Source organism: Pseudarthrobacter sp. TE3704 (assembly GCF_056279405.1).
The window spans coordinates 242280-268774 of the sequence record NZ_JBWCCJ010000006.1 but is presented as its reverse complement, the minus strand read 5'-3'; the positions used below and the strand labels follow the sequence as shown (position 1 = coordinate 268774).

The 26495-nt window shown below is 67.3% G+C and carries 20 protein-coding genes; 7 read left to right on the top strand and 13 right to left on the bottom strand.

From position 1 onward, the window contains the following. Positions 1-4: 4 nt before the first annotated feature. On the bottom strand, positions 5-502 hold the full coding sequence (locus tag ACZ9BC_RS17330) for a DUF2505 domain-containing protein (protein ID WP_079595644.1): 498 nt from the start codon (positions 500-502) through the stop codon (positions 5-7). Positions 503-546: 44 nt separating this feature from the next. Then, positions 547-2055 (bottom strand): SDR family oxidoreductase, encoded by a 1509-nt coding sequence (locus ACZ9BC_RS17325; RefSeq protein WP_476246996.1) that lies wholly within the window; start codon positions 2053-2055, stop codon positions 547-549. Between the two features lie 227 nt (positions 2056-2282). On the opposite strand from ACZ9BC_RS17325, the gene mfd reads away from it, so the two are divergent. After that, positions 2283-5960 carry a transcription-repair coupling factor gene (gene mfd, locus ACZ9BC_RS17320; RefSeq protein WP_476246995.1) on the top strand — a complete coding sequence of 1226 codons (3678 nt, stop codon included), beginning with the start codon at positions 2283-2285 and terminating at the stop codon, positions 5958-5960. Between the two features lie 3 nt (positions 5961-5963). Then, positions 5964-6779 carry a metal-dependent hydrolase gene (locus ACZ9BC_RS17315; RefSeq protein WP_476246994.1) on the top strand — a complete coding sequence of 272 codons (816 nt, stop codon included), beginning with the start codon at positions 5964-5966 and terminating at the stop codon, positions 6777-6779. Positions 6780-6895: 116 nt separating this feature from the next. On the opposite strand, the gene ACZ9BC_RS17310 is transcribed toward ACZ9BC_RS17315, so the two are convergent. The 6 genes from ACZ9BC_RS17310 to nirB form a co-directional block, all read right to left on the bottom strand. Beyond that, the gene (locus ACZ9BC_RS17310; RefSeq protein WP_476246993.1) at positions 6896-7159 is read right to left on the bottom strand and encodes a hypothetical protein; all 264 of its coding nucleotides are present in this window, start codon (positions 7157-7159) and stop codon (positions 6896-6898) included. A 52-nt stretch (positions 7160-7211) separates the two neighbouring features. Continuing rightward, on the bottom strand, positions 7212-7928 hold the full coding sequence (gene deoC / locus ACZ9BC_RS17305) for a deoxyribose-phosphate aldolase (protein ID WP_476246992.1): 717 nt from the start codon (positions 7926-7928) through the stop codon (positions 7212-7214). Positions 7929-8019: 91 nt separating this feature from the next. Continuing rightward, positions 8020-8880, bottom strand: coding sequence for an FAD-dependent oxidoreductase (locus ACZ9BC_RS17300; RefSeq protein WP_476246991.1), 861 nt, complete (start codon positions 8878-8880; stop codon positions 8020-8022). A 213-nt stretch (positions 8881-9093) separates the two neighbouring features. After that, the gene (locus tag ACZ9BC_RS17295) at positions 9094-10242 is read right to left on the bottom strand and encodes a uroporphyrinogen-III synthase (protein WP_476246990.1); all 1149 of its coding nucleotides are present in this window, start codon (positions 10240-10242) and stop codon (positions 9094-9096) included. Between the two features lie 14 nt (positions 10243-10256). Beyond that, positions 10257-11291, bottom strand: a complete 1035-nt coding sequence (gene cobA, locus ACZ9BC_RS17290) for a uroporphyrinogen-III C-methyltransferase (RefSeq protein ID WP_476246989.1) — start codon at positions 11289-11291, stop codon at positions 10257-10259. Between the two features lie 2 nt (positions 11292-11293). Continuing rightward, complete coding sequence (gene nirB / locus ACZ9BC_RS17285; protein ID WP_476246988.1) at positions 11294-13924, bottom strand: nitrite reductase large subunit NirB; 2631 nt, start codon at positions 13922-13924, stop codon at positions 11294-11296. Positions 13925-14194: 270 nt separating this feature from the next. On the opposite strand from nirB, the gene nirD reads away from it, so the two are divergent. Beyond that, on the top strand, positions 14195-14566 hold the full coding sequence (gene nirD / locus ACZ9BC_RS17280; protein WP_476246987.1) for a nitrite reductase small subunit NirD: 372 nt from the start codon (positions 14195-14197) through the stop codon (positions 14564-14566). A gap of 60 nt (positions 14567-14626) precedes the next feature. Here nirD and ACZ9BC_RS17275 read toward each other — a convergent pair whose 3' ends face one another. Further along, a complete protein-coding gene (locus ACZ9BC_RS17275; protein ID WP_476246986.1) occupies positions 14627-16381 on the bottom strand; it encodes a phospho-sugar mutase in 1755 nt (584 codons plus the stop codon). 145 nt (positions 16382-16526) lie between these two features. Beyond that, entirely contained in the window at positions 16527-17345 is an 819-nt protein-coding gene (locus tag ACZ9BC_RS17270; protein ID WP_476246985.1) for a purine-nucleoside phosphorylase, read from the bottom strand. Positions 17346-17447: 102 nt separating this feature from the next. Here ACZ9BC_RS17270 and ACZ9BC_RS17265 point away from each other — a divergent pair, with 102 nt between their 5' ends. The 3 genes from ACZ9BC_RS17265 (at position 17448) to ACZ9BC_RS17255 (ending at position 19449) form a co-directional block, all read left to right on the top strand. Continuing rightward, a complete protein-coding gene (locus tag ACZ9BC_RS17265) occupies positions 17448-18863 on the top strand; it encodes an NAD(P)H-quinone dehydrogenase (protein WP_079595631.1) in 1416 nt (471 codons plus the stop codon). Between the two features lie 133 nt (positions 18864-18996). Further along, positions 18997-19254, top strand: a complete 258-nt coding sequence (locus ACZ9BC_RS17260) for a hypothetical protein (protein ID WP_476246984.1) — start codon at positions 18997-18999, stop codon at positions 19252-19254. Positions 19255-19269: 15 nt separating this feature from the next. Beyond that, positions 19270-19449, top strand: a complete 180-nt coding sequence (locus tag ACZ9BC_RS17255; RefSeq protein WP_079595629.1) for a PspC domain-containing protein — start codon at positions 19270-19272, stop codon at positions 19447-19449. A gap of 39 nt (positions 19450-19488) precedes the next feature. Here ACZ9BC_RS17255 and ACZ9BC_RS17250 read toward each other — a convergent pair whose 3' ends face one another. From ACZ9BC_RS17250 to ACZ9BC_RS17240, 3 genes are read right to left on the bottom strand one after another with little or no spacing between them, the layout of a single operon-like run. After that, a complete protein-coding gene (locus ACZ9BC_RS17250; protein ID WP_476246983.1) occupies positions 19489-21051 on the bottom strand; it encodes an FAD-dependent oxidoreductase in 1563 nt (520 codons plus the stop codon). Continuing rightward, a complete protein-coding gene (locus ACZ9BC_RS17245) occupies positions 21048-23276 on the bottom strand; it encodes a molybdopterin oxidoreductase family protein (RefSeq protein WP_476246982.1) in 2229 nt (742 codons plus the stop codon). Before ACZ9BC_RS17245 ends, ACZ9BC_RS17250 begins: the two co-directional genes overlap by 4 nt. A 1-nt stretch (position 23277) precedes the next feature. Then, positions 23278-24753, bottom strand: coding sequence for an MFS transporter (locus tag ACZ9BC_RS17240; RefSeq protein WP_079595626.1), 1476 nt, complete (start codon positions 24751-24753; stop codon positions 23278-23280). A 276-nt stretch (positions 24754-25029) separates the two neighbouring features. On the opposite strand from ACZ9BC_RS17240, the gene ACZ9BC_RS17235 reads away from it, so the two are divergent. After that, positions 25030-26442, top strand: a complete 1413-nt coding sequence (locus ACZ9BC_RS17235) for an MFS transporter (protein WP_079595625.1) — start codon at positions 25030-25032, stop codon at positions 26440-26442. The last annotated feature ends 53 nt before the right edge of the window (positions 26443-26495 follow it).

The window sequence follows — 26495 nt, the reverse complement described above, 5'->3', positions numbered from 1 at the left end:
GGAACTAGTGGCTTTCCAGCCAGGCCTGCGCCTGCTTGGCCTGCAGGTTCAGGGCCTTGGCCACCATGGGCTCGGCAGCGTCTGCGATCTTGCCGCCCAGGAACGGCACGGAGGACTTGACCTCGCCTTCGAGCTCAACGCGGGTTCCGCTGGCCTCAGCCACCAGCCGCTGCACGGCGGTGACATCCACGGGTGCGCCCGCGATTTTGAGGGAGATGTTGCTTTGCCGGGAGCCGTCGGCGGCGGGAGCGGCCCAGCTTTCCACCTGGGTCACCTTCAGGTGCTCGCCCACGAACTTGCGGGCGAATTCGGGAAGGCGGGTGGTGGGAAGGGTCCGTACCGACGTGGCGCTGAACGCGCCGGCGACGTCGCCGTCAACGGTGAAGGATTCCAGGTTGCCGCCCACCAGCTGGCTGACGTGGCGCTGGAAATCCTCGTTCACCAGGACAGCTGCAACGCTGTCGACGGAGTGCGGAAGGGTGGTGGTAGCGCTCAGGGCCATGGGTCCTCCTGGGACGTTAGGGAACGGATTTAACTCAAAACATCCTACGGTGTCCCGGCCGAGCGCTCCGCATCGACCAGCTTTTGCGCGGCTCCGGTGATGTTCCGTGCCATGGCCGGGAAGATGAGGCTGTGGAACGGCAGGACGGCCAGCCAGTACAGCCGGCCGCTCAAGCCCTTGGGGAAGAAGATGGCCCGTTGCCGGTAGCGGCTGCCGGTTCCGTCGGATTCCACGGACAGCTCCAGCCAGGCCCGCCCGGGCGCCCGCATCTCGGCACGCAGCCGCAGCAGCCGGCCGCGGTCAATCCTCTCCACCCGCCACCAGTCCACCACTTCGCCGGTGGCCAGTGTGTGGGGATGCCGGCGTCCGCGGAGGAGTCCGGCGCCTCCGGTCAGTTTGTCCAGCCACCCGCGCACCTGCCAAGCAAGGGGCAGGGAGTACCAGCCGTTCCGCCCGCCGATGCCTTCGATGACGGTCCACACATGGGCCGGGTCCACGTCGCCGTGGAACGTCCGTTCGTCGATGTACACCTTGTGTCCGGCCCAGTCAGGGTCGCTCGGCAACGGGTCCGATGCCACACCGGCGTTGGCCCAGGTGGTTACCACCTGGCCGTCCCGTTCCTTGCCCAGGGCAAGGGCGACGGCGGTCCGGTAGGGGGTCAGGCCGCCGTCGGGCTGTGGCACGTACTGGTCGATGTCATGTTCGTTGGACACCGCGTCATGTTGCAGGGATTGGACCAGCGGTACCGCCATGGAGAGCGGGATGGGCGTAGTCAGTGCCACCCACATGCCTGCCAGCTTCGGCGCCGGGACGGGCAGCGCCAGCACCACCCGGTAGGGCAGGCCCGCTTCGGCGGCGTACTCCTTCATCATCCCCGCGTAGGTGAGCACCTGCCGGCAGCCGACGTCGAACGTTCGGTTGATCGGGCCGTCCAGCGACGCTGCGGCTACCAGGTAGTACAGGACGTCGCGCACGGCGATGGCCTCGATCCGGTTCCGCACCCAGCTGGGTGCGGGCATCAGGGGCAGCGTTTCGGAAAGGTGGCGGATCATTTCGAAGGACGCCGAGCCGGAGCCGATCACCACGCCTGCCTGGAAGACGACGGCGTCCACCGGGCTGTCCAGGAACACCTGGCCCACGGCCTCCCGGGAACGCATGTGGGTGGAGAGCTCCACGCCCTTGGGGTGCAGGCCCCCCAGGTAGACGATCCGGCTAACGCCGGCGTCCGCGGCAGCCTGGGCGGCGGTCCGGGCCATAGCCTGTTCCTTGGCCTCGAACCCGGCCCCGGCGGCCATGGAGTGCACCAGGTAATAAAAAACGTCGACGCCGGCCAGCGCCGCCCGGAGCGCGTCGCCGTCGTCCAGGCTGCTTTCCACAACCTCCACGTCGTCCCGCCACGGCACCCCGGCGATCTTGTCAGGGGAACGCACCAGTACCTTGACGCTATGGCCTGCCTCCAGGAGCTTGGGAACCAGCCGGCCGCCGATGTAGCCGGTGGCTCCGGTAACCAGGACCGTCTTCTGTGAAGGCTGCGCACTGTTGTTTCCGCTCATGCCTGTCTCCTTTTCGTCCCCAGCAGTTCGGAGCCGAAGCCACTGTGGACGGGGCTCCGGTTGCCTGGCCGGTGTGGCCAGCCTAGCCGCCACATCCGGTGGAGGCTTTCCGGATCCGGCCACAGCCATGTCGCCGGTGCGCGGTAGGCTGGGGGTACCCGGGATTCGCAGCGAATTTCGGGTTTTCGCGTTGCCTGCGATCCATGAACACCACAGGAGCTTCTGCCATGAGCCTTCCCGGCCCGTCCACCGCTGGCCAATCCACCACAGGCCCGTCTCTGGACGGCCTGCGCCGCGTACTCGCCACGGACCAGACCTTCGCCCGCGTCCGGGCCGAGGCTGCCCGGGGATTTTCCGTCCGGGGCCAGGACTACCAGATCAGTGCACCTGCCGGGCTGCGAGCCGTACTGCTCGCCGAAATGGCGGACGGGCTCGCGGCCGCCACGGCAGAACAGCCCGGTGACGCAAAACCGGGCGTGGTGCTGGCCGTCACCGCCACGGGACGCGAAGCCGAGGACCTGGCCGCCGCACTCCGCGCCTACCTCCCGGCCGACGCGGTGGCGGAGTTCCCCAGCTGGGAGACCCTCCCGCACGAGCGCCTCTCACCGCGGTCCGACACCGTGGGGCGGCGCCTGTCCGTCCTGCGCCGCCTGGCGCACCCTGAAAGTTCGACGGCGGGACCGCTCCGCGTGGTGGTGGCTCCCGTCAGGGCTGTGGTCCAGCCCGTCGTGGCCGGGCTGGGCGACCTGGTGCCGGTCACGCTGAAGGTGGGACAGGACGTCTCCTTCACGGACGTGGTGCGCCGCCTCGCCGACGCTGCGTACGCGCGCGTGGACATGGTGACGCACCGGGGGGAGTTCGCTGTCCGCGGCGGCATCATCGACGTCTTCCCGCCCACCGAGGACCACCCCATTAGGGTGGAGTTCTTCGGCGACGAGGTGGACCAGATGCGTTGGTTCGCAGTGGCAGACCAGCGCTCGCTGTCCGCCCCCGGCATCCACCATCCCACCGAACTGCATGCCCCGCCCTGCCGCGAAATCCTCATCACGCCGTCCGTGATGTCCCGGGCCGCTACGCTCAAGGCCCAGCTTCCGGCCGCGGCCGACATGCTGGAAAAGATCGCCGGCGGCATCGCCGTGGAAGGCATGGAGTCCCTCGCCCCGGTGCTGGTCGACTCCATGGTCCCGTTCGTGGACCAGCTGCCCGCGGAATCCATTGCCGTGGTCATCGAACCCGAAAAGGTCCGGACCCGGGCCCACGACCTTGCCGCCACCAACGAGGAGTTCCTGGAGGCGGCCTGGTCCACGGCATCCGACGGCGGGACGGCGCCCCTGGACCTGAGCTCCCAGGCCACCGCGGCCCTGCATTCGGCCAGCTTCCGGTCCCTGGCCGAGACCCGCACAACCTCACTGGAGCACGGCGTGTCCTGGTGGTCCATCACCTCTCTCGCCCAGGACGAGGAGCTCCTCCCCGAAATTGACGTCCTGAACCTGCACGCCCGCGAACCGCGCGGCTACCAGGGCGACGTGGCGGAAATGATGGACTTCATCGGATCTCACGTGCGCGACCAGTGGCGGATCGTGGTGGCCACCGAGGGCCCAGGCCCCGCCCAGCGCCTGGCCGAGCTCTTCCACGACGCTGACATTCCCTGCGCCCGCGTGGACAGCCTGGACCACGAACCCCAGGCGGGCATCATCGAAGTGACCACTGCCGCCGTCGGCCGCGGTTTTGTCCTGGACGGCCTGAAGCTGGGCCTGCTCACCGAAGCCGACCTCCTGGGCCGCACGTCCGCCGGATCCACCAAGGACATGCGCCGCATGCCGTCCAAGCGGCGCAACGCCGTGGACCCGCTCCAGCTGGTGGCGGGGGACCACGTGGTCCACGAGCAGCACGGCATCGGCCGGTTCGTGGAGCTCATCCAGCGCAAGGTGGCCGGCGGAGGCGACGGCGTCCGGGAGTACCTTGTCCTGGAATACGCGCCGTCGAAGCGCGGCGCACCGGGAGACCGGCTGTTTGTGCCCACGGACCAGCTGGACCAGGTGACCCGCTACGTCGGCGGCGACACCCCTGTCCTGAGCAAGATGGGCGGAGCGGACTGGGCCAGCACCAAGTCCAAAGCCCGGAAAGCCGTCAAGGAAATCGCCGGTGAGCTCATCCGGCTGTACTCCGCCCGGATGGCCTCGCGCGGGCACGCCTTCGGCCCTGACACGCCGTGGCAGCGTGAACTGGAGGAAGCCTTCCCGTACGTGGAAACGCCAGACCAGCTGACAACCATCAACGAGGTCAAGGCGGACATGGAGCGGGAAATCCCGATGGACCGCCTGGTGTCCGGTGACGTGGGCTACGGCAAGACCGAGATCGCGGTGCGCGCTGCCTTCAAGGCCGTGCAGGACGGCAAACAGGTGGCCGTGCTGGTGCCCACCACCCTGCTGGCCCAGCAGCACTACGAAACCTTCACTGAGCGGTTCTCCGGCTTCCCCCTGCGCGTGAAGCCGCTGTCCCGTTTCCAGGCCGCCAAGGAGGCCAAGGAGACGGCGGAAGGCGTCAAGAACGGTTCCGTGGACGTGGTGATCGGTACCCACCGGCTGCTGTCCAAGGACTTCGAGTTCAAGGATCTCGGCCTGGTGATCGTGGACGAGGAACAGCGCTTCGGCGTCGAACACAAGGAAGCGCTGAAGAAGATGCGCACCAACGTGGACGTGCTGGCCATGAGCGCCACGCCGATTCCGCGCACCCTGGAGATGTCCCTGACCGGCATCCGGGAAACCTCCACCCTGGCCACGCCGCCGGAGGAACGCCATCCCGTGCTGACCTACGTGGGCCCCTACACTGACAAGCAGACCTCCGCCGCCATCCGCCGTGAGCTGATGCGCGAAGGGCAGGTATTCCTGGTCCACAACCGGGTGTCCACCATCGAACGGACCGCGGCGAAAATCCGTGAGCTGGTTCCTGAAGCCCGGGTGGAGGTGGCCCACGGCAAGATGTCCGAAAGCCGCCTGGAACAGATCATCGTGGACTTCTGGGAGCGGCGCTTCGACGTCCTGGTGTGCACCACCATCATCGAGACGGGCCTGGACATCTCCAACGCGAACACCCTAATTGTGGACGGGGCGGACAAGTACGGCCTGTCCCAGCTGCACCAGCTCCGCGGCCGGGTGGGCCGCGGGCGTGAACGCGCCTATGCCTACTTCCTCTACCCCTCGGAGAAGCCGCTGGGTGAAGTGGCGCTGGAGCGGCTCAAGGCCGTGGCTGCCCACAACGAGCTCGGTGCGGGCATGCAGCTGGCCATGAAGGACCTGGAAATCCGCGGCGCGGGCAACCTGCTGGGCGGCGAGCAGTCCGGGCACATCCAGGGTGTGGGCTTTGACCTCTACATCCGGCTGGTGGGCGAGGCGGTGGCGGACTTCCGCGGCGAAGCCGAGGAAAAGGCCGCCGAGATGAAGATCGAGCTTCCGGTCAATGCGCACCTCCCGCATGACTATGTGCCGGGGGAGCGGCTGCGCCTCGAGGCGTACCGGAAGCTGGCCTCCGCCCTCACCAACGAGGCGATCGACGAGGTCCTGGCCGAGCTGGTGGACCGCTACGGCGAGCCGCCGCTGCCCGCGCAGAACCTGGTGGCGGTGGCCCGGTTCCGGGTGGGCGCCCGGGAAGCCGGCCTGTCCGACGTCGCCCTGCAGGGCAACTTCATCAAATTCTCCCCGGCGCAGCTGCCGGAATCTAAAATCATGCGGCTGACCCGGATGTATCCGGGCTCGCAGTCCAAGCCGGCGCTCGACGCCGTGTTGATTCCCAAGCCAAAAACGGCGCGGATCGGGGGCCGGGACCTGCAAGACGCGGAAATCCTGGAATGGGCCAACGGAGTGATCCGCAACATCTTTTCCGACCAGCCTCTGACAGTGGCCTGACGGATGATGGGAGGACACCACGCCGCGTCGGGAGCCGCGGCGTGGGTAGCTGTTGCGTCCACCGGCCCCTACACCCTGGGCTGGTACCCGCTGGATGCCACCGGCATCCTGATCGGCGGCATGGCGACGGCGGGGACAGCACTGGTGTGCGACTGGGACCACCGGCACAGTACGGTGGCCAATTCCCTGCCGCCGCTGTCCAACGTGATTGCCGTGGGGATCGAGAACGCCAGCGGCGGGCACCGGCAGGGGACGCATTCCATCCTGGGCGCAGGAGTTTTTGTGCTCCTAGCCTTTCTGGCATCCCAGTTCCAAATGGTGACCCCCTGGGGCCTGCTGTCAGTGGGCGCCGGGCTGCTCTGCATGTTCCTGATCAACATCGCGGCCAAGGCCCTGAAGCTCTTTCCCAAGAGCGGGTTCATCACCAACTGGATCTTCGCGTTGGCCATGGCTGGCCTGGTCACGGTGTACGCACCGGATCAGTGGACGTGGCTGCCCATGTCCATGCTCATCGGCGTGGTGGTGCACATTGTGGGCGACCTGATCACCACTGGGGGAGTGCCGCTGCTGTGGCCGCTGGTCATCCGGCCGCCAAAGCTGCTGCGCAAGGTCCCGCTCCTGCGCAACGTGTGGCGGCCCAACGGCGCGCTGTCCCTGCCATTGCTGGGCAGGGCCGGGTCCAAACGTGAATGGCTGGTGCTGATCCCGGTGAGCGCTTATGCCATGGTGGGGCTCACCGTGGCAGGCTGGTCCATCGCGCAGAACCAGTGGACCAGGGTGGCGGCGGCAGCCGGTGCCTGGATGAAACTCTGGCTATGAAACACGCAGAAACCCCCGGGACTCGTCCCGGGGGTTTCGTAGGCTTATGTCCCAACCAGGTAGCAGTAACTGTCGTTCTGAGCCCTCATAACGACAGTTGGTGCTACTTACTTGGGTCAGTGCTCGCCGGCGGAGTCCGAGCGGCCCAGGATGGTCTGCGGGATCCAGAAGGCCAGGGCGAAGAGCCCCAGGCAGACGGCCATCGGCCACGGGTTGCCAAGCGTCAGGAAGGACAGGGAGTACACGGCTCCAAGGAACAGGGCCATGATGATGACGAAGAGAACGATGCTGCCGGAGAGCTTGTTCTCATTCTGGGGAGTGCGGACAGTGCCCTGGTTCGATGTTGAGTCCTGGTTGGACGCGGTAATCTTGCTGGACATTCGTTCCTCCTCGGCCCCGCGGGGCTCAATCTGTGGCTGCCCCGGCCGTCCGTCAGTAGGCGGATGAACCCTGTTCACCCTTGACGATGGCAATGCCGGAGCTGGCGCCAATACGTGTTGCACCTGCAGCAATCATAGCCTGCGCGTCAGCGAGGGAACGCACGCCGCCGGAGGCCTTGACGCCCATATCCGGCCCCACCGTCCTGCGCATGAGGGCGATGTCTTCCACAGTGGCACCTCCGCCGTTGAAGCCGGTTGAGGTCTTCACGAAATCGGCGCCGGCCGCCATGGCCGCCTGGCAGGCCAGGACCTTCTGCTCGTCCGTCAGCAGGGCAGTTTCGATGATGACTTTCAGGATGGCTCCGCTGCCGTGCACTGCCTCGGCCACCGAGGTGATGTCCTCGGTCAGCGCGCCTTTGTCCCCGGCCCGTGCGGCGGCGATGTTGATGACCATGTCCACCTCGTCAGCGCCGTCCAGGACGGCGCCGCGCGCCTCAAACACTTTGACATCCGTGGGCGTGGCACCCAGCGGGAAGCCCACCACCGAGCAGGTGAGGACGCCGGAGCCTTTGAGGGCGGTCTTGACCGTTTTGACCCAGATGGGGTTGACGCACACGGACTTGAAGCCGTACTCGGCGGCTTCTGCACAGACCTTTCGGACGTCGGACTCTGAGGCCTCGGGCTTCAGCAGGGTGTGGTCGATGTAGGAAGCGATGGTCCCGGCAACAGCGGCGGCTTGTTGAACGGAAGGGGTGGCTTCGTTGCTCATGATGGTCCTCTCCAGGGGGCCTTGTGGGCCCCGGCGCGTCCTTGACTCGTTTCGGGAACCATCTTGTCACAAGGCGCAGGAGCTCTGGAGATCAGGCGGCTGCCTGCAGGACAGGCCCGGCCGCGGAGGCCGTCAGGAGCTGTGATGCGCAGGCACCCGCGGCGGAAGCCGCGGCCACCAGCAGGCCCAGCCGGACGCCGTCGAACGCTGCCGCATCCCCGATCGCCCAGATCCCGGGGATGGACGTCCGGAAGTCCTGGCTGATGACGATCCCGCCCGTGGCGGCGGTCCGGAGGCCAGCGGTGGCGGCCAGGTCATCCCGGGACACCCGCTCCTCGGCCAGGACCACCAGGTCGCCGCTCATGCTGCTTCCGTCCTCAAAAATCACGGCGGAGGCCGCCAGCCCGGAGACAGACTTCCCGGGAACGACGGCGGCGGGGCGGGCTGTGGTGCGGATGGGACGGACGCCCCTGGCGCGCAGGACTGCCTCGGCCTGCCCGGCGGCCGCGCCGTTGCCCACCAGGATTCCCAGCGGGCGCCTGCCCAGTTCCCGGGTCACCTGGCCAACGGCCTCGGCGATACGCGCGGCGTCGTCGATGGTGGAGTAGTTCAGGCACTGGCCTGCGCCCTCCACCGGGTTGGCCACGGGCGCGGATCCGGTGGCGATGACCAGGTGGTCGTAGGCGAATTCCATGCCGTCCGCCGTGGCGACGGTCCGGTTCACGGCATCGATGTGGCTGGCCGGCTGGCCGAACCGTACCGACACCTGCGGGAGCAGCGCCAGGTCCAGCAGTTCATCCGGGGTGTCATCCCGGTTGCTCAACACGGTGATGGTGCCGGGGAACCGGGTCAGGTCCAGCTGCCTTACCAGTGCCTGGGCGGCGGGACCTGCCCCGGCGATGACGATGCGGGTAGCTGCTGAGGTGGACGTGGTGGGTGCCGGAGCGGACATGTGCTGGCCCTTTCGCTGGCGGCCGGGAATGGCCGGAACTTCGTTATGCAACCCAGCGTAGGCGTGTGCTTTTACCGTTGTGTTTCCCCGTCATTGCCGGTCCGGGAGGGGTGCGTTCGCCAGTTTTTACCGGCCGGTAACAGAAGCCGTGACCTACCTCTCATCCCGCCCGAAACGGACACAAACGGCGCCGCGCCGCGCATTAACCAGGCGCTAGACGCGGATCCGGTAGCCCCGCTTCACCACGGTTTCCACCAGGCTCCCGTCCGGCAGCGAGGACCGCAGCCGGCTCACGGTCATGTCCAGCGCGTGGACGGAGCCGCGCAGTTCCAGCAGGTCGGACAGCGATTCACGGGAGAGGACAGCTCCGCCGGCACCGAGCAGCGCCCGGAGGAGCAGCAGGGGAGCGGGCGCCAGTTCCACGGGCTGGCCGTCGATGCGCAGGCTCCGTCCGCGGAGCTCGATGTTGCCGGACCGGGTTTCCAGCCGCCGGACATGGTTCAGCGCCAGGTGCTCGCATACCAGCCGGATCAGTGCGCCCATGCGGAAACGCTCGGGAATCAGCGGTGTCACGCCGGCGTCAAGCAGGGGCTGCGCCGTGACCGGGCCAACCACAGCCGTGGTGACGTTGGTTTTGAGGCTTTCGATCAGCTGCTTGTACACGCCCATCTCATGGGCGGTGCTCCACATTGCATCGACGGCGGGCGCGCTGGTGAAGGTCAGGACATCCAGGTTGCCGGTGCAGGCGGCGTCGATGAGCCGGGGGAGCTTGTCCTCGCCGTCGGGCTTAACCCAGCGGTAGGGCGTGACGGTCAGGACGGTGGCGCCGGACATGCGCAGGCGCTCCAGTTGGCGTACGTCCGTGTAGCCGTGCAGCTGCACGGCGACGGTTTTGCCGCGGACGCCCTCGGCAAGCAGCATGTCCACCAGGGTGGCGGTGGTTTCGTCGCTGCTGATTCCGACGTCGGCAAGGCCGGCCGCGCGGACGGCGCCGCGGGCTTTGGGTCCCCGGACGAACATCCGGCACGCGCCCAGCGTGTCCAGCAGTTCGTCGCCGATGCCGAAGGAGTCAGCGGCCTCGCACCAGCGGCGCATGCCGTAGGCGGTGGTGGCGATGCAGAGGTCCGGCTTGGCCGCAATGATGGCTCGGGTGTCCTCGATGAGGCGCATGTCCTCCTGCACGGGGGCGATTTTCAGCGCCGGGGCGTGCAGCACTTCGGCGCCGCGGCGTTCCAGGGCCTCGATCAGGTCGCGGGAGCGCCGGTGCGAGGTCACGCCGATGCGGAAACCCTCTAGCGGGGATTCAGCGGCGTCGGGAGCTTCTTCGAGCTGGGACGCTTCGGCCGGTGCAAGTGCAGTCATGGGGGTCAATCCTTTCATGAACCCAGCAGCGAGGCCGCCAGCCTGTCCAGGTCGGCGGCGGCCTCAGCATGCCCGCGGTTGGCTTCTGCCACGCGAACCACCTCGCCAATGACCAGCACGGCGGGGTTGCTGCAGCCGGCAGCGGCGGAGGCAATGGTGCCGAGGTTCGCGATGGTGGTGCGCTGTCCGGGCCGGTAGCCGCGTTCCACCACGGCCATGGGCATGTCCGCGCGCATCCCGGCCTTGCGGAGGCCGGCTGCCAGCTGGTGGAGGGTGCCGATGCCCATCAGGACAACGATTGTTCCGCCCAGCCCGGCCAGGTGCTGGTGTTCCTTCTCGGTCAGCGGGGCGTGCCCGGAAACCACCGTGAACATGTGGCTGACCTCGCGGTGCGTGACGGGGATGCCTGCCGCCGCGGGGACGGAGATGGCGCTGGTGACGCCGGAAACGACGTGGACCTTGACGCCGGCGGCCACGCACGCGGCCACTTCCTCGCCGCCGCGGCCAAAGACGTAGGGATCACCGCCCTTGAGGCGGACCACATTGTTGCCGGCCAGGGCGCTTTCCACCATGAGCTTTTCGATGTCGGCCTGGCTCACCTTGTGGTGGCCGGGCTTCTTGCCCACATCAACCAGTTCTGCGGAGGTGAGGGACGGCAGCTCCTGGTACGGGGCCAGCCGGTCGTAGAAGACAACGTCGGCGTCACGCAGTGCCTTGACGGCGGCGACCGTCAGCAGTTCGGTGGTGCCGGGTCCGCCACCCACCAGGGTGACGTGGCCCGCGGCGCCGGCGGCCGGTTCGGCTGCTACCGGGATGCCGGTTTCGCGGCACCGCTCCAGCAGGGCGTCCCAGCCGGGCTGGCCGTCGTCGACCGCTGCGACCAGGAAGGGACGTTCAGGCAATGGCCCGTCATGCCCGGCGCCCTGCGGGGTGCTCAGGCGGTAGACGACGGCGCCCGCGGCTTCGTAGCGGCGCACCGCCTGGCGCGCGGCGTGGTCTGAGCCGGTCACCAGGACCTCGCGGCCGGTGAGATCGATGCTGAGTTGCATGGCTATACCTCGTTCTCGTTGCTGGACCGCACGGGGATGGAGGCGCCGATGAGGACCTTGCCCTTTTCCTCGGGCGTGGCGGGGCGCATCTGGCCGCGCTCGTCCGGGACGAAGGTGATGGAGTCATCCTTCTGGTCCGGGGCGTTGACGAAGGAACGGAACCGGCGCAGGCGCTCGGGGTCCTTGAGGGTGTCGGCCCACTCGTCGATGTAGGTGTCCACGTGCTTCGCCATGGCTGCTTCAAGGTCCGCTGCGATGCCCAGGGTGTCCTTGACCACCACGTCCTCGACGTGCTTGATGCCGCCGTCGAGCTCTTCCTGCCAGCGGGCCGTACGCTGCAGCCGGTCTGCCGTGCGGATGTAGTACATGAAGTAGCGGTCAATGTACTTGATGAGCGTCTCGTCGTCGAGGTCCTTGGCCAGCAGCTGGGCGTGGGCCGGGGTGGCACCGCCGTTGCCGCCGACATACAGGTTCCAGCCGTCGGCGGTGGCGATCACGCCAACGTCCTTGCCGCGGGCTTCTGCGCATTCCCGGGCGCAGCCGGAGACGCCCATCTTGAGCTTGTGCGGGCTGCGGAGGCCGCGGTAGCGGAGCTCCAGCTGGATGGCCATGGCCACCGAATCCTGGACCCCGAACCGGCACCAGGTGGAGCCGACGCAGGACTTCACCGTGCGCAGGCTCTTGCCGTACGCCTGGCCGGACTCGAAGCCGGCGTCCACCAGCTCCTTCCAGATTTCCGGCAGCTGTTCCAGCCGGGCTCCGAACATGTCGATGCGCTGGCCGCCGGTGATCTTCGTGTACAGGTTGTACTTCTCTGCCACGGCGGCGATGACGCCGAGCTTCTTGGGGGTGATCTCGCCGCCGGCGATGCGGGGGACCACCGAGTAGGTGCCGTCCTTCTGCATGTTGGCCAGGGCGCGGTCGTTGGTGTCCTGCAGGGTGCCGCGGCCGGCATCCAGGACGTAGGCGCTGTTCTGGCTGGCCAGGATGTTGGCGATGGTCGGCTTGCAGATGTCGCAGCCGGCTCCGGTGCCGTACTTGGCCATGATTTCTTCGAACGAGGTCAGTTCCAGGACGCGGATGGCGTCGAACAGTTCCTGGCGGGAAAGTTCGATGTGCTCGCACAGGGCCTTGGAGACCTCGACGCCGGACTTGGTCAGTTCGGTCTCGAGCAGCTTCTTGAGCATGGGGACGCATGAACCGCACTGGGTACCGGCGCGGGTGCAGCCCTTCAGCTCGCCCAGCTCCTGGACGGGGGCGTTGCCGTCGCAGGCGCCGCAGCCGTTGATGGCGTCGCGGATGCTTCCGGCGGTGACGTTGTTGCAGGAGCAGAGAGTTGCGTCGTCCGGCAGTTCGGTTTCCGGGGCGTCGCCGCCGCCGGCCGCACTGAGGAACGCGCCCGGCTCGGCGGGAAGTTCGCGGCCCAGCAGCGGACGCAGGCTCATGTACGGTGAAGCGTCGCCTACGAAAATGCCGCCCAGCAGGGTCTTGGCGTCGTCGGTGGTGACGATCTTCTGGTACACGCCTCGGGCGGGGTCGGCGTAGACGATTTCGAGGGCGTGCTCGGTCTTCGCGAACGCGTCACCGAAGCTGGCGACGTCCACGCCGGAGAGCTTGAGCTTGGTGGCGGTGTCGAAGCCGGGGAAGGTGGCGTCGCCGCCGTGCAGGCGGTCGGCCACGATCTCGGCCATGGTGTTGGCCGGGGCAACCAGGCCCAGGCACATGCCGCCGAAGTTGGCCACTTCACCGATGGCCCAGATGCCGGGTACTTCGGTGGCGCAGTAATCGTTGATGACCACACCGCCGCGCTGGCCCAGCGAGAAGATCTGCTCCTCGCCTTCGGCGGCGCGGAAGAGTTCATCGCGCGGCCGGACGCCGATGGCGACAATCACGAGGTCGGCGTCGATGACGCGGCCGTCGGCCATCAGGACGCCGGTGACCTGGCCGTCGTCGTCGGACAATACTTCCGACGGGAAGACGCCGCCGTGGACTTCGAAGCCCTTTGCCTTGATGAGGCGGCCCATGGCCTGGCCGGCGCCTTCGTCGAGCTGGGTGGCCATCAGCCACTGCGAACCGTCGATGACGATCGGGTTGGCGCCCAGCTGCTCAGTGCCGGCTGCGGACTCGAGCCCCAGCAGGCCGCCACCGATGGTGACTGCGTTGACCTTGCGGCCCAGCTTTACCGTGAGCTGGGTGATGGCCTCGTTAATGGCCCAGACGTCTTCGAGCGTGCGGTACACATGCGTAAGCTCGTTGCCGGGGATCGGAAGGCGCGCCGCATTGGAGCCGGTGGCCACCACCAGTTCGTCGTATTCGACCACGGTGCCGGCAGCGGTTTCCACCGTCTTGGCTTCGGCATTGATCGTGACCACGCGCTCGCCGGTCTTCAGCTCCAGGGAAGGGTGGTCCCACATCGACGCGTTGCCCAGCGTGAGGTCAACGTCCTTTTCGGTGAGGGCCTTGGACAGCGCCACACGGTCGTAGGGGAGGTGCGCTTCCTCAGTGAGGACCGTGACATGCCAGCCGTCGAGGCCGCGGGCATGCATTGCGTCCGCAAAACGGTGGGCCGCAGGGCCGCCGCCGGCGACGACGATGCGGCGCGGAGTCTCGGTGCGTGAAGTCTGTTCGGTCACTGTGGGCCTTTCGCATGGGCCGCAGCGTTTCCTGCAGCCTTCTGGTGACGAGTGTCCATCCAGACTAGGGAGACGCAGTTTCGCTTCAGTTTCCCAATTGTTTCGCGAACTTAACTTCTGCATCACGAACGCATTTCCGGCCGGGTTAGGTGTCTTTTACGAGACGGACACATTCACTGCATGCCGACGAAACACCCGCGCCCTAGCGTGGAACGTGGCCGCAAAGGTGGCTGAACGCAGGGACAACCAGCACAGGGAGAGGAGCCGGACATGACGGCAACACTGGAACTTGGGGCACTCGAAGCCGGAACTGAGACCGCCGCCGGATGGCACCGCGTGTGCCGGGTGGAGGACCTGGAACCCGCCTGGGGTGAAGCCGCCCTCGTTGCCGGACGCCAGCTGGCGCTCTTCCGCACCGGTCCCAGCGAAGTTTTCGCGGTGGCCCATGAGGATCCGGCCACCGGCGCGCACGTCATGGCCCGTGGAATCCTCGGCTCGAAGGGGACCCGGCCCACCATCGCCTCACCCCTGCACAAAGAGGTCTATGACCTGGAAACCGGCGAATGCTTCAGCACCCCCGGCCTGAGCATCGCAACCTTCAGCACCCGCATTGCCGACGGATTTATCGAGGTGGAGCTGTAAGCGGCAGCTCCGACACCTAAAAGCAGGAAAAGGGCGCCCGGTGGGGCGCCCTTTCGGGTTTTAAAGCCCCAGCGCCTCGCTGACATCGCGCAGCACCTCATCCAGCGCCGCACGCACCGCCTGCCGGGCTGCCGGCAGTTCCGCTGCGGCACCCACCTGGTGAATGACCTCCAGGTAGCACTTGAGCTTCGGCTCGGTGCCGCTGGGCCGGATGATCACCCTGGTGAGGTCGCGGGTGACGTACAGAAGCCCGTCGGTAGGCGGCAGCTGGTCCGTGCCCTCCGCCAGGTCGGTGAAAACCTCCACCGTGGATGACCCGAAGGATTCCGGCGGGGAAACCCGCAGCCGGTTCATCATGGCGTCCAGGAGCCCCAGGTTGGCAACCCGGATGCTGAGCTGGTCGCTGGCATGCAGGCCGTGCTGCAGGTACAGCTCGTCCAGGGTGTCAAAGACGGTCTTCCCGTCGGCTTTCGCGGCGGCGGCAAGTTCGGCGATCAGCACGGCGGCAGAGATGCCGTCCTTGTCCTTCACCTGGTCCGGCGCCACGCAGTAGCCCAGTGCTTCTTCATAGCCGTAGACCAGTCCCGGCACCCGCGAGATCCACTTGAAGCCGGTGAGTGTCTCTTCGTGGGCGAAGCGGGCAGCTGCCGCAATGCGGGCCAGCAGGCGCGAGGATACGATCGAATTCGCGAAGACGCCCTTCGAGCCCTCCGCCTCGCCCGCATCCGTGGCGCCGGCGGCGAACCTGGCCGCCACGTGCGCTCCCAGCAGGGCTCCCACTTCGTCGCCGCGGAGCATCCGCCATGCGCCCGTGTCCGGGTCCTTGGCGGCAACGGCCGCACGGTCGGCGTCGGGATCATTGGCGATCACGATGTCGGCGTCCAGCCGCGCTGCCGTTTCCAGGGCAAGGTCCAGGGCGCCGGGCTCTTCGGGGTTGGGGAAACTGACGGTGGGAAAATCCGGATCAGGCTCGGCCTGTTCGGCCACCAGGGTGACGTCCCGGAAACCTGCCGCGTTCAATACGGCCAGTGCGGTTTCGCCGCCGACGCCGTGCATGGGGGTCAGGACAATACGGAGGTCCCGCGCCGGAAAATGGTCCCGCCGTGCAAGCTCCGCCGTGGCGCGCTGGTAGTCAGAGGCAATGGACCCGTCCAACACGGTCCAGCCCTCCGGCGCCAGCACGATCGAGTCCAGGGAGCCCACGGCGTTGATCCGTGCCGCGATGCCGGCATCGTACGGCGTGACAATCTGGGCGCCGTTGCCACTCTCCGCGACGGCATGGCGGCCCAGGTAGACCTTGTAACCGTTGTCCTGAGGGGGGTTATGGCTGGCGGTAACCATCACGCCGCCGTCGCACTCCAAGGCCCGGACGGCGTACGCCAGCAGGGGAGTGGGCAGCGCGGCCGGCATGAGGAAGGTCTCGATCCCGGCAGCGGTGAAGATGGCGGCAGTTTCCACCGCGAAAGCGTCCGAGTTGTAGCGGGCGTCATAGCCGACGACGGCGCGTGGCCGCGTTCCGGGCGAGGCTTTGCCGACTGCGTCAACAAGGAAGGCCGCCAATCCGGCGGCAGCGCGGCGCACCACCACGCGGTTCATCCGGTTGGGCCCGGGGCCCAAGGGAGCGCGCAGTCCCGCGGTGCCGAACTGGAGGGTGCCCTGGAAGCTGTCTTCCAGTTCCTGCCGTGCTGCAGCGTCCCCGTCTTCGACCGACCTGACGAGCTCAAGGAGGGAAGCCGCCGTTGCGGGATCCGGATCTTGGGAAGCCCATTCGCGGGCTTCATCGAGCAGGCGTAAATCGGCACCGGAAGACGTCATGGGCATAAACCTATCGTCATTGCTCCCCACCCGCTCCCTCGCCTCGCAAGCTCGGCCAGGGAACCCTGCGGGCGTGGGCCCACCGTTTTGCCCAACCCGCGCCCCCTGGAAGGCGCCGGATAGTGCCTGAAGTGATTCCGCATTCTTAGAGTTTGGCGATGATGTCGGCGAGCAGTTTTGAGATCCTGGGCCCGGCAGCCTGCCCTGATTCGATGACTTCCTGGTGGCTCAGCGGCTGCGGGCTGATGCCGGCCGCGAGGTTGGTGACAAGCGAGATGCCGAACACCTCCATCCCGGCGTGCCGCCCGGCGATGGCCTCCAGCGCCGTGGACATGCCCACCAGGTCGGCTCCGATGCGCTTGGCGTACTGCACCTCCGCGGGCGTCTCGTAATGCGGACCCGTGAACTGGGCATACACCCCCTCATCAAGGCGGGGATCAACCTCACGGGCGAGCCCGCGGATCCGGGAAGAGTAAAGATCTGTCAGGTCAACGAACGTGGCGCCTTCCAGGGGCGAGGCCGCGGTGAGGTTTATGTGATCTTTGATGAGTACCGGCGTGCCCGGGGCCCAGTCCTCGTTGAGTCCGCCGCAGCCGTTGGTGAGGACCAGGGTGCTGCACCCCGCCGCTGCGGCGGCCCGGATGCCGTGCACCACGGCGCGCACTCCCTTGCCTTCGTAGTAGTGGGTACGTGCGCCCAGGACCAGGGCGCGCTTGCCGTCGCGGGTCAGCACGGAGCGGATAGTGCCCACGTGCCCTTCCACTGCGGGGGCGTGGAAGCCGGGCACCTCCTCGGCGGAGAGGGTGGCCGTGGTTTCGCCGATGAGGTCTGCTGCTGCGCCCCAGCCGGAACCAAGCACCAGGGCGACGTCGTGGCTGTCCACTCCTGTTTCTTCGGCAATGTAGTCTGCCGCGGCGCGTGCGGCGGCGAAGGGATCCGTGTTCAGGAAGTCTGTTGTACTCACTGGTACAAGTTATCCTGCCGCCCCTGGTGCGCCCAGTACACGCCATCCTGAAGAGGCCGGAATTCTTGGTGCTGCGGCGGGGATAGGCGAGAATGATTCATTGTGACTACGCATCCAGATTTCAGTTCACCCCGGATCGCAATCCTGGGAGGTGGTCCGGGCGGGTACGAAGCCGCCATGGTGGCCGCCTCGCTGGGGGCGCAGGTCACCATCATCGAACGCGCCGGGCTGGGCGGATCCGCCGTGCTCACCGACGTGGTGCCGTCCAAGACCCTGATCGCCACCGCAGACCTGATGACCCGCGTCGCCGAGGCGGGGGAGCTGGGCGTGAAGTTCGACGTCGACGGCGGCGACTTTGTGCCGGTGATGCGCGCGGACCTCAAGCACATCAACGACCGCTTGCTTAACCTTGCCCGCAGCCAGTCCAAGGACATCCACGATGGCCTGGAGATCCAGGGCGTCCGCATCCTTGCCGGGTCCGGCCGCCTGCTGGACAACCACACCATCGAGGTCCTCACGGTGGACGGCACGGAGATCGTGGAGGCGGACACCATTCTGCTGGCCGTTGGCGCGCACCCGCGTGAGTTGCCCACCGCACGGCCGGACGGTGAACGCATCCTCAACTGGACGCAGATCTACAACCTGGATGAGCTGCCCGAGGACCTGATTGTGGTGGGCTCCGGTGTGACCGGTGCCGAATTTGCTTCCGCGTACAACGGCCTCGGCTCGAAGGTGACGCTGATTTCCAGCCGTGACCGGGTGCTTCCCGGTTCGGACGTCGACGCGGCGGTCGTGCTGGAGGAAGTGTTCGAACGCCGCGGCGTCCGGGTCCTGTCCCGCTCGCGTGCGGAAGCCGTGGAACGGACCGACGACGGCGTAGTGGTCACCCTGGGCGACGGCACCAAGGTGACCGGCAGCCACTGCCTGCTCTGCCTGGGATCCATTCCCAACACCGCCGGCATTGGCCTGGAGGAAGCCGGAGTGGCGCTCAGCGAGAGCGGCCACATCAAGGTGGACGGCGTCTCCCGCACGTCGGCGCCGAACATTTACGCCGCGGGCGACTGCACCGGCGTCCTGCCGCTGGCCTCCGTGGCCGCCATGCAGGGCAGGATCGCCGTCGCGCACTTCATGGGCGACGTGGTAACACCCCTCAAACTGCACCAGGTGGCTTCGAACATTTTCACCTCCCCGGAGATCGCCAACGTGGGCGTCTCGGAAGCTGACATCGATTCCGGCAAGTACCAGGGCGACGTCGTGAAGCTTTCAATGCGCAGCAACGCCCGGGCAAAGATGCGCAACGCCCGGGACGGCTTCGTGAAAATCTTTGCCCGCAAGGGCTCCGGCACCGTTATCGGCGGCGTTGTGGTGGGCCCCAACGCGTCGGAGCTGATCTTCCCCATCTCCATCGCGGTCAAGCAGAAGCTGCATGTGGATGACGTCGCCAGCACGTTCACCGTGTACCCGTCCCTGACCGGGTCCATCTCGGAAGCGGCGCGGCGCCTGCACGTGCACCTGTAGCCCAAAGGCGCCTGTGTGGAGGTCTGGACCCTTCGCACGCCACCTGCATAGACTCCTTCAAGGACCGGCCGGGAATTTCATCAGGGAATTTCCCGGCCGTCCCTGCATCAGCCGTCAACGCAAGGAGACTCCCATGGATCTGCAGGACGTTAAATGGAACGAGCAGGCACGCGAGAAAATCCTGCTGGACGCCGACCGGGCGTTGCAGGAAGCAGTCCGGGAAGCAGCATCGTCCCTGTCCGGCAAGGACAAGGACGAGGTGTACAAGTTCCTGTTCGAGAAGTTGAAGGACCAGTTCGTGGACTTCCAACCCGGGCCGGACCTCACGAAGTACGCCGAGGCTGTGGCCGGCGGCGAGCTCGCCGCCGATGAAGCACGGGCTGAAGGGTAGGGCGGGCCCGTGTCAATGGCACTTGAACGACCCCGCCGCGGAAAGATGATCGGCGGGGTCTGCGCGGCCCTTTCTGCCCGGTTCGGCCTCCCGAAATTCCTGGTCAGGCTGGGCTTCGTGATCTTCGGCCTGGTGGGAATCGGCGAGCTGGTCTACATCGCGCTTTGGATCATCATTCCAAAGGCTCCGGCGTAAGAGCACCGGTTTCGACAGGCTCAGCCGCTGGGGGCCTGGTTAGGCGGTCGAGACCGCCCGGAAGTGTTTTTCGATGAGCCCCTTGATGTCTTCGTGGCAGCCGCCGCAGCCGGTGCCGGCACGGGTTGCCTTGGATACTTCGGCAACGGTGGAGCAGCCGTCCTCGACCGCTCCCTGGATTGCCGCCCCGCTGACGCCTGCGCACCGGCAGACGGTGCTCTGCGGGTCGGCAGCCCCGGCTCCGGGCAGCCCGTCCGGCCCATCGAGGCGCAGGAGCAGTGACCGGTCCGCGGGCAGCTCGGCGGAACGCTCGAAGAGCCCCACCAGCTCGGCCGCCGTGCGCGGCATTCCCACCGACACCAGGCCTTCCAGCACGCCGCCGCGGGTGGTCATCTTCACGTAGCGGCCGTGCTCCGGATCCGCCCACTGGGCGATCTGCAGGCGCGGCCGCCCGTTCACGGCACCCGCAGTCAGGACTTCCTCGTCCCACGGCTCGGCGCTGTTGTCCCCGGCCACTGCCATGTTCATGCCGCGCGCCTTGAGGACGATCACGCCGGGCTGCTCAGCAGGCAGGTCCGGCAGCAGGTCAGCGTCCTCCACGGCGCCTGCAGCGAGGAGGCCCAGGTACTCACCCAGCCATTCAGCCTGGCGCCAGCCCGGTCCCACCAGGCCGGAGGGGCCCTTGGCGTTGCGGCAGGCTGCACACTCCGGATCCGGGCAGCGCACCTCCGCGCAGTCGCCGATGGCAAATATGTGCGGCTCGTGGTGCGCCCGGAGCCGGTGGTCCACCAGGATCCCGGCGGATGTGGACAGTCCGCAGCCTTCGGCGAGTTCGGTGCGGGGACGCACCCCGCACGAGATGACCAGGAGGTCCCCGTCAATCGCCGAACCGTCGTCGAGCAGCAGAGCCGAGAAGCCGCCGTCGTGGGCGTTGTGCTCCACGCCGGTGGACCGCGCGTTGCCGGCCATCCGGACGCCGCAGCGCCGCAGCCCTGCGGCCAGGACGGCCCCGCCGCCGCGGTCGATGTTGCGTCCCAGCGGGTGCGGGCCGTTGTGCACAACGGTGACGGTGGCACCTTCCTCGGCCGCGGCGAGGGCCGTCTCCAGGCCCAGGACGCCGCCACCCAGGACCACCACGCGCTTGCCGCCGTCCACGGCCTGCCGCAGCACATCCGCGTCGCGGAGGTCCCGCAGCGCCGTCACACCCGCCGGAAGGACAGGGGAGGCGGGGTCGGGGTTGATGCCGGTGAGGTTGGGGATCACCGGACGGGAACCGGTGGCGAAGACCAGCCGGTCGTAATGGGCGGTGGAACCGTCGGACAGGAGGACCTGCTGCCGGGCGCGGTCCACGCGGCGGACGCGGACGCCCAGGCGGACGTCAACACCGTCGGCGGCCAGTGCGTCTGCGTCGGAGAGTGCCAGCGCGTCAGCGGTGGTGCGTCCCACCCCGAGATCGGCCACGAGGACGCGGTTGTACGCGGCTTCCGCTTCTTCTCCGACCACCGTCAGGCGGGCGTGTGCGGCGCGCACGGCCGGCAGCAGCTCGTCAACCAGCCGGGCCGCCACCGGGCCAAATCCCACAATGACAATTTGCTCACTCATGAGGCCTCCGTCGTTTGAAGCACGTTGCTGGAAAGGGGAGCGGCCACCGGCCGGACCCAAACCTTGTTGAACTTGAACTCGGGCATCCCGGAAACGGGGTCCGTGGCGGCCTCCGTCAGGCGGTTGGCGCTTTCGAGTTCGGGAAAGTGGAAGGGCAGGAAGACCGTCTCGGGGCGGATGGCCGTGCTCAGCTCGGCCCGGCACACCACCTCGCCGCGCTCGTTGGCCAAGGACACCAGGGACCCGGCGGTGATGCCCATCGCTTCCGCTGCCGCCGGGTGGATCTGCATCTGCGCTTCCGGCTGTGACGCCAGGAGTTCGGTCACCCGGCGCGTCTGGGCGCCGGACTGGTAGTGCTCCAGGAGGCGGCCGGTGATGAGGGTCATGGTTTTCGCGGCCGGGTCCGGATTGGCAGCGGGGGTACGACGGCGGCGCGGCGTCACCGGGGTCATCACGGCTTTGCCGTCGGGGTGCGCAAAGCGGTCCTGGAACAGCCGCGGCGTTCCGGTGCTGCCGGCGGGGTAGGGCCAGTAGGCGGCCTCTCCCCGGTCCAGCATGGCGTAGTCGATGCCGGAGTAGTCGGCGAGCCCGCCGGCGGAGGCCAGCCGGAGTTCTTCGAAGACGGTTTCCGGGTCTTCACTGTAGCTGGAGGGGGCGTCGAGGGCCTCGGCCAAACGTGCCATGATCCACAGCTCGCTGCGGGCGCCGGCCGGCGGTGTCAGGGCCCGGCGGCGGCGCAGGACGCGGCCTTCGAGGTTGGTCAGGGTGCCCTCCTCCTCGGCCCACTGGAGGACGGGAAGGATAAGGTCGGCCTCGGCGGCGGTCTCGGACATAAAGAAGTCGCAGACCATCAGGAAGTCCAGGCTGCGCAGGCCCTCGATCACGGCGTTGGCGTCCGGGGAGGCCACGGCGATGTTGGAGGCATGGACGAAGAGGCACCGGACGCCGTCGGGCTTCCCCATGGACTTCAGCAGCTGGACCGCCGGCAGCCCGGGCCCCGGGATCAGTTCTTCCGGGACGCCCCACACTCCGGCCATATGTGCGCGGGCGGCGGGATCGGTGATCTTGCGGTAGCCAGGCAGCTGGTCCGCCTTCTGGCCGTGCTCGCGGCCGCCCTGGCCGTTGCCCTGGCCCGTGAGCGTGCCGTAGCCGCTGCGGGCCGAGCCGGGCAGGCCCAGCAGGAGGCTGAGGTTGATGGCGGCAGTGGCGGTGTCGGTGCCGTCGATGTGCTGTTCCACGCCCCGGCCGGTGAGGATGTAGCTGCCGCCCTGGCGGGCTCCGGCGGCCAGGCGGCGGGCGGTTTCCCGGATGAGTTCGGCCGGGACGCCGGTGAGGGACTGGACGCGTTCGGGCCAGAAGGAGTTGACGCTGCGGACTACGGCGCTGTAGCCCGAGGTGCGCTCCTCGATAAAGGCGGTGTCCACCAGGTTCTCATGGATGACCACGTGGGAGATGCCCAGCAGCAGGGTGAGATCGGTGCCCGGCAGGGGCTGGAGGTGGATGCCGCCGCCGTCGGACGTAAAGGCCGCGGTGGCGGAACGGCGCGGATCCACCACGATCAGCCCGCCGGCGTCGCGCGTTCCCTTGAGGTGCTGCACGAAGGGCGGCATGGTTTCGGCCACATTGGAACCGAGCATCATGATGGTTGAGGCCGTGTCCAGGGCCTCCAGCGGGAAGGGGAGGCCGCGGTCGACGCCGAAGGCCCGCATCCCGGCCGCGGCGGCTGAGGACATGCAGAAACGGCCGTTGTAGTCGATGCGGGACGTGCCGAGGGCCAGCCGGGCAAATTTGCCCAGCATGTAGGCCTTTTCATTGGTGAGGCCGCCGCCACCAAAAACGCCGACGGCGTCCGCACCGTAGCGTGCGCGGGCATCCTTCACGGCGGACACGGCAAGGTCCAAAGCGTGCTCCCAGCTGATGGGGCGGTGGACGCCGTCCGGGCCTCTCAGCAGGGGCTCGGTGATCCTGCCCGGGTGGTTGAGCAGCGTTGCGGAGGTCCAGCCCTTGCGGCACAGCCCGCCACGGTTGGTGGGAAAGTCGCGTCCCTGGACCTCGAGGAGGCCGGCAGGGGCAGCGGGAGCCGCGGCGGGGGACGCCGGGGCAGGCAGTGCAGTCACGGGGACTGGCCCCGGCTCGGTAGCCGGGGCCAGTTCCGCTGGAGACGTGAGCGTCATGGCGCACTGCAGGGCGCAGTAAGGGCAGTGCGTGTCGGCGCTTTTGGTCATGTTAGACGTGTCCCATCGCATTTCGGTTGGCGTTGCGGATGTAGCAGAACCAGCAGACAGCCAGCATCAGGACGTATGCCCCAACGAAGCCGTAGAAGGCCGGTGTGTAGGATCCGCTGGCCGTGTTGGAGGCGTTCAGGACCTGCGGGATGACGAATCCGCCGTAGGCACCGATCGCGGAGATCAGGCCGAGGGCCGAGGACGCCAGCCGCTGGGTTGCCACCGAGCTTGCACCCTTGCGGGCGGCGCGGCTGGAGGTGGCGAAGATGACCGGGATCATGCGGTAGGTTGCTCCGTTTCCGAAGCCGCTGGCGGTGAACAGCATCAGGAACAGGACCAGGAAGAGCCAGAAGTTCTTCAGCGGCAGGGTCCAGATCATGGTCAGCGTGATCACGGCCATGGAGGCGAAGGCTGCCACCGTCATCCGCGCGCCGCCCATGCGGTCTGCCATGCGTCCGCCGTAGGGGCGGGCCAGGGAGCCGACCAGGGGGCCGAGGAAGGCGAGTGAGAGGGCCACGGTTCCGACGCCGATGGAGGAGAACTCGGGGAAGTAGTCCTTGATGAGCTTGGGGAACACACCGGCGAAGCCGATGAAGGAGCCGAACGTGCCGATGTAGAGCAGCGCCATGATCCACAGGTGCGGTTCCTTGATGGCGGCCACCGAACCGGCGATGTCGCCCTTGGCGCTGGTGAGGTTGTCCATGAACTTGTAGGCGCCGAACGCCGCGATCAGGATCAACGGAACCCACATCCAGCCGGCCAGGGGCAGGTTGACGGTCCCGGCGGCCAGCAGGGTGATGGCAATGGGCACGGCGAGCTGCGCGACGGCGGCACCCATGTTTCCGCCGGCGGCGTTCAGGCCCAGGGCCCAGCCCTTTTCACGGGCGGGGTAGAAGAACGTGATGTTGGCCATGGAGCTGGCGAAGTTGCCGCCGCCGAAGCCCGCCAGGGCTGCTACGAGCAGCATGACGCCGAACGGCGTTTCCGGGTTGGAGACGCAGAGTGCCAGGCCGACGGAGGGGATCAGGAGCAGCAGGGCGGAGACGATGGTCCAGTTGCGGCCGCCGAAGCGGGGGACCATGAAGGTGTAGGGGATGCGGAGCGTCGCGCCCACCAGGCTGGGCATCGAGATGAGCCAGAAAATTTCCGACGTGGTGAAGGTGAACCCGGCCGCGGGGAGCTGGACCACCACGATGGACCAGAGCTGCCAGACGACGAAGCCGAGGAATTCGGCGAAGATGGACCAGTTCAGGTTGCGGCGGGCGATGGTGCGGCCGGCGGATTCCCACTGTTCCTTGTTCTCGGCATCCCAGTTGGCGATCCAGCGGCCGGGGCGGAATTCAAGGACGGGGGCGTCTGTGGTGCGGGTAGAGCCGGGCTGTGCGCTGGCGGATGCGGCAACGGTTTCCGGGGCCTGTGCATCGTCAAGGTCCAGGGAATTGCCGGTGCCGGCATCAGCGGTGCGGTCAACAGTCACGGGTTACCTCCTTCGGGGGGATGTTGTTCCTCCACGGTAGGTAGGGCGCGTTTCACGGACCGACGTCGTGTGTTAACGGGCTGTGACATTTGCCTATCGGCGCCTTTTGGCAGCCGTTAGGCAGGAGTAGGGTGTCAAAAATGAGACACATGGCACAGGTCCGCATGCTGGACCTTTCGTCCATTGACTGGACCGCGGGAACTAATATTGAACTCTAACTATTTCGAGCCGGGGGCAATGCCAGCCTCCGGCCGGTTCTAGCGAAAGCGTTTACCTATGTCATCCACCGATACGTCCACGGTGCCCGGTTCGCCCCAGCCGGTGAACTCGCGCGGCCGCGTGATCGTTGCCAGCCTGATCGGCACCACGGTCGAGTTTTACGACTTCTACGTCTATGCCACTGCCGCGGTGCTCGTGTTCCCGCAGCTGTTCTTCCCCAACCAGAACGAGACAACCCAGCTGCTGAGCTCCTTCGCAGTGTTCGGCGTTGCCTTCATCGCCCGCCCGCTCGGCTCCATCGTCTTCGGGCACTTCGGCGACAAGTTCGGCCGCAAAGGCACACTGGTGGCCTCGCTGCTGACAATGGGTATCGCCACCTTCCTGATCGGCTGCCTGCCCACCGCGCTGGTGCCGGGCTGGGAATTCTGGGCTCCGGCCCTGCTGGTGGTCATGCGGTTCGCCCAGGGCCTGGCACTGGGTGGCGAATGGAGCGGGGCCGCCCTGCTGGCCACCGAGAACGCGCCGGCCAACAAGCGGGCCATCTACGGAACCTTCCCGCAGCTGGGCGCGCCGATCGGTTTCATCATCGCAAACGTCATCTTCCTTGTCTTCAGCTATGCCCTGTCGCCGGCTGACTTCCAGGCCTGGGGCTGGCGCGTGCCGTTCCTGCTCAGTGCCGTTATGGTAATCATCGGCCTCTACGTCCGCCTCAAGCTCATCGAGACGCCCGCCTTCACCAAGGTCCTCGAGTCCAACGAGGTGGCCAAGCTGCCCCTGGGCCGCGTCTTCAAGACGAGCTGGCGCCAACTGATCCTGGGCACGTTCATCATGCTCGCCACGTACGTGCTCTTCTACCTGATGACCACGTTCACCCTGACCTACGGCACCCGGCCGGCCAGCCTCGAGGCTGCCAGGGCCGCCGCGGAGAAGGCCGGAAAGCCGATGACGGAGGCCGCCGCGGCTGCCTTCGTTCCCGGCCTGGGCTACACCCGCAACGACTTCCTCTGGATGCTGATCGCCGGCGTCGTGTTCTTCGGTATCTTCACGCTGGTATCCGGACCGCTGGCCGAAAAGTACGGCCGGCGCAAGATGCTGCTCGCTGTTACCGGCGGCATCTTCATCTTCGGCCTGCTGTTCGTCCCGCTGTTCAGCGGCGGCTTCGTGGGGACCATGGCCCTGCTGGTCATCGGCTTCTCCCTGATGGGGCTCACCTTCGGGCCCATGGGTGCGCTGCTGCCCGAGTTGTTCCCCACGAACGTCCGGTACACCGGGTCCGCTGTCAGCTACAACTTCTCCAGCATCCTGGGTGCTGCGGTTGCCCCGTTCATCGCCGTGGCGCTGTGGGAAATGGCTGACGGCAGCCCCGTCCTGGTGGGCATCTACCTCACCGCCATGGCCGTGCTGACCCTCATTGCCCTGTTTGTGAGCAAGGAAACCCGCGACCTGGACTACGAAAACAACGTGGCCTAACGCGCGTTCCAGCGCTGTTGAAATGCCTGGCGGGGTCCTCGGACCTGCCGGGC

What these genes read in the sequence shown, in the direction of transcription:
- ACZ9BC_RS17330 (WP_079595644.1), bottom strand. Translation starts at nt 502, where the DNA reads ATGGCCCTGAGCGCTACCACCACCCTTCCGCACTCCGTCGACAGCGTT.
- ACZ9BC_RS17325 (WP_476246996.1), bottom strand. Translation starts at nt 2,055, where the DNA reads ATGAGCGGAAACAACAGTGCGCAGCCTTCACAGAAGACGGTCCTGGTT.
- mfd (WP_476246995.1), top strand. Translation starts at nt 2,283, where the DNA reads ATGAGCCTTCCCGGCCCGTCCACCGCTGGCCAATCCACCACAGGCCCG.
- ACZ9BC_RS17315 (WP_476246994.1), top strand. Translation starts at nt 5,964, where the DNA reads ATGATGGGAGGACACCACGCCGCGTCGGGAGCCGCGGCGTGGGTAGCT.
- ACZ9BC_RS17310 (WP_476246993.1), bottom strand. Translation starts at nt 7,159, where the DNA reads ATGTCCAGCAAGATTACCGCGTCCAACCAGGACTCAACATCGAACCAG.
- deoC (WP_476246992.1), bottom strand. Translation starts at nt 7,928, where the DNA reads ATGAGCAACGAAGCCACCCCTTCCGTTCAACAAGCCGCCGCTGTTGCC.
- ACZ9BC_RS17300 (WP_476246991.1), bottom strand. Translation starts at nt 8,880, where the DNA reads ATGTCCGCTCCGGCACCCACCACGTCCACCTCAGCAGCTACCCGCATC.
- ACZ9BC_RS17295 (WP_476246990.1), bottom strand. Translation starts at nt 10,242, where the DNA reads ATGACTGCACTTGCACCGGCCGAAGCGTCCCAGCTCGAAGAAGCTCCC.
- cobA (WP_476246989.1), bottom strand. Translation starts at nt 11,291, where the DNA reads ATGCAACTCAGCATCGATCTCACCGGCCGCGAGGTCCTGGTGACCGGC.
- nirD (WP_476246987.1), top strand. Translation starts at nt 14,195, where the DNA reads ATGACGGCAACACTGGAACTTGGGGCACTCGAAGCCGGAACTGAGACC.
- ACZ9BC_RS17275 (WP_476246986.1), bottom strand. Translation starts at nt 16,381, where the DNA reads ATGACGTCTTCCGGTGCCGATTTACGCCTGCTCGATGAAGCCCGCGAA.
- ACZ9BC_RS17260 (WP_476246984.1), top strand. Translation starts at nt 18,997, where the DNA reads ATGGATCTGCAGGACGTTAAATGGAACGAGCAGGCACGCGAGAAAATC.
- ACZ9BC_RS17255 (WP_079595629.1), top strand. Translation starts at nt 19,270, where the DNA reads ATGGCACTTGAACGACCCCGCCGCGGAAAGATGATCGGCGGGGTCTGC.
- ACZ9BC_RS17250 (WP_476246983.1), bottom strand. Translation starts at nt 21,051, where the DNA reads ATGAGTGAGCAAATTGTCATTGTGGGATTTGGCCCGGTGGCGGCCCGG.
- ACZ9BC_RS17245 (WP_476246982.1), bottom strand. Translation starts at nt 23,276, where the DNA reads ATGACCAAAAGCGCCGACACGCACTGCCCTTACTGCGCCCTGCAGTGC.
- ACZ9BC_RS17235 (WP_079595625.1), top strand. Translation starts at nt 25,030, where the DNA reads ATGTCATCCACCGATACGTCCACGGTGCCCGGTTCGCCCCAGCCGGTG.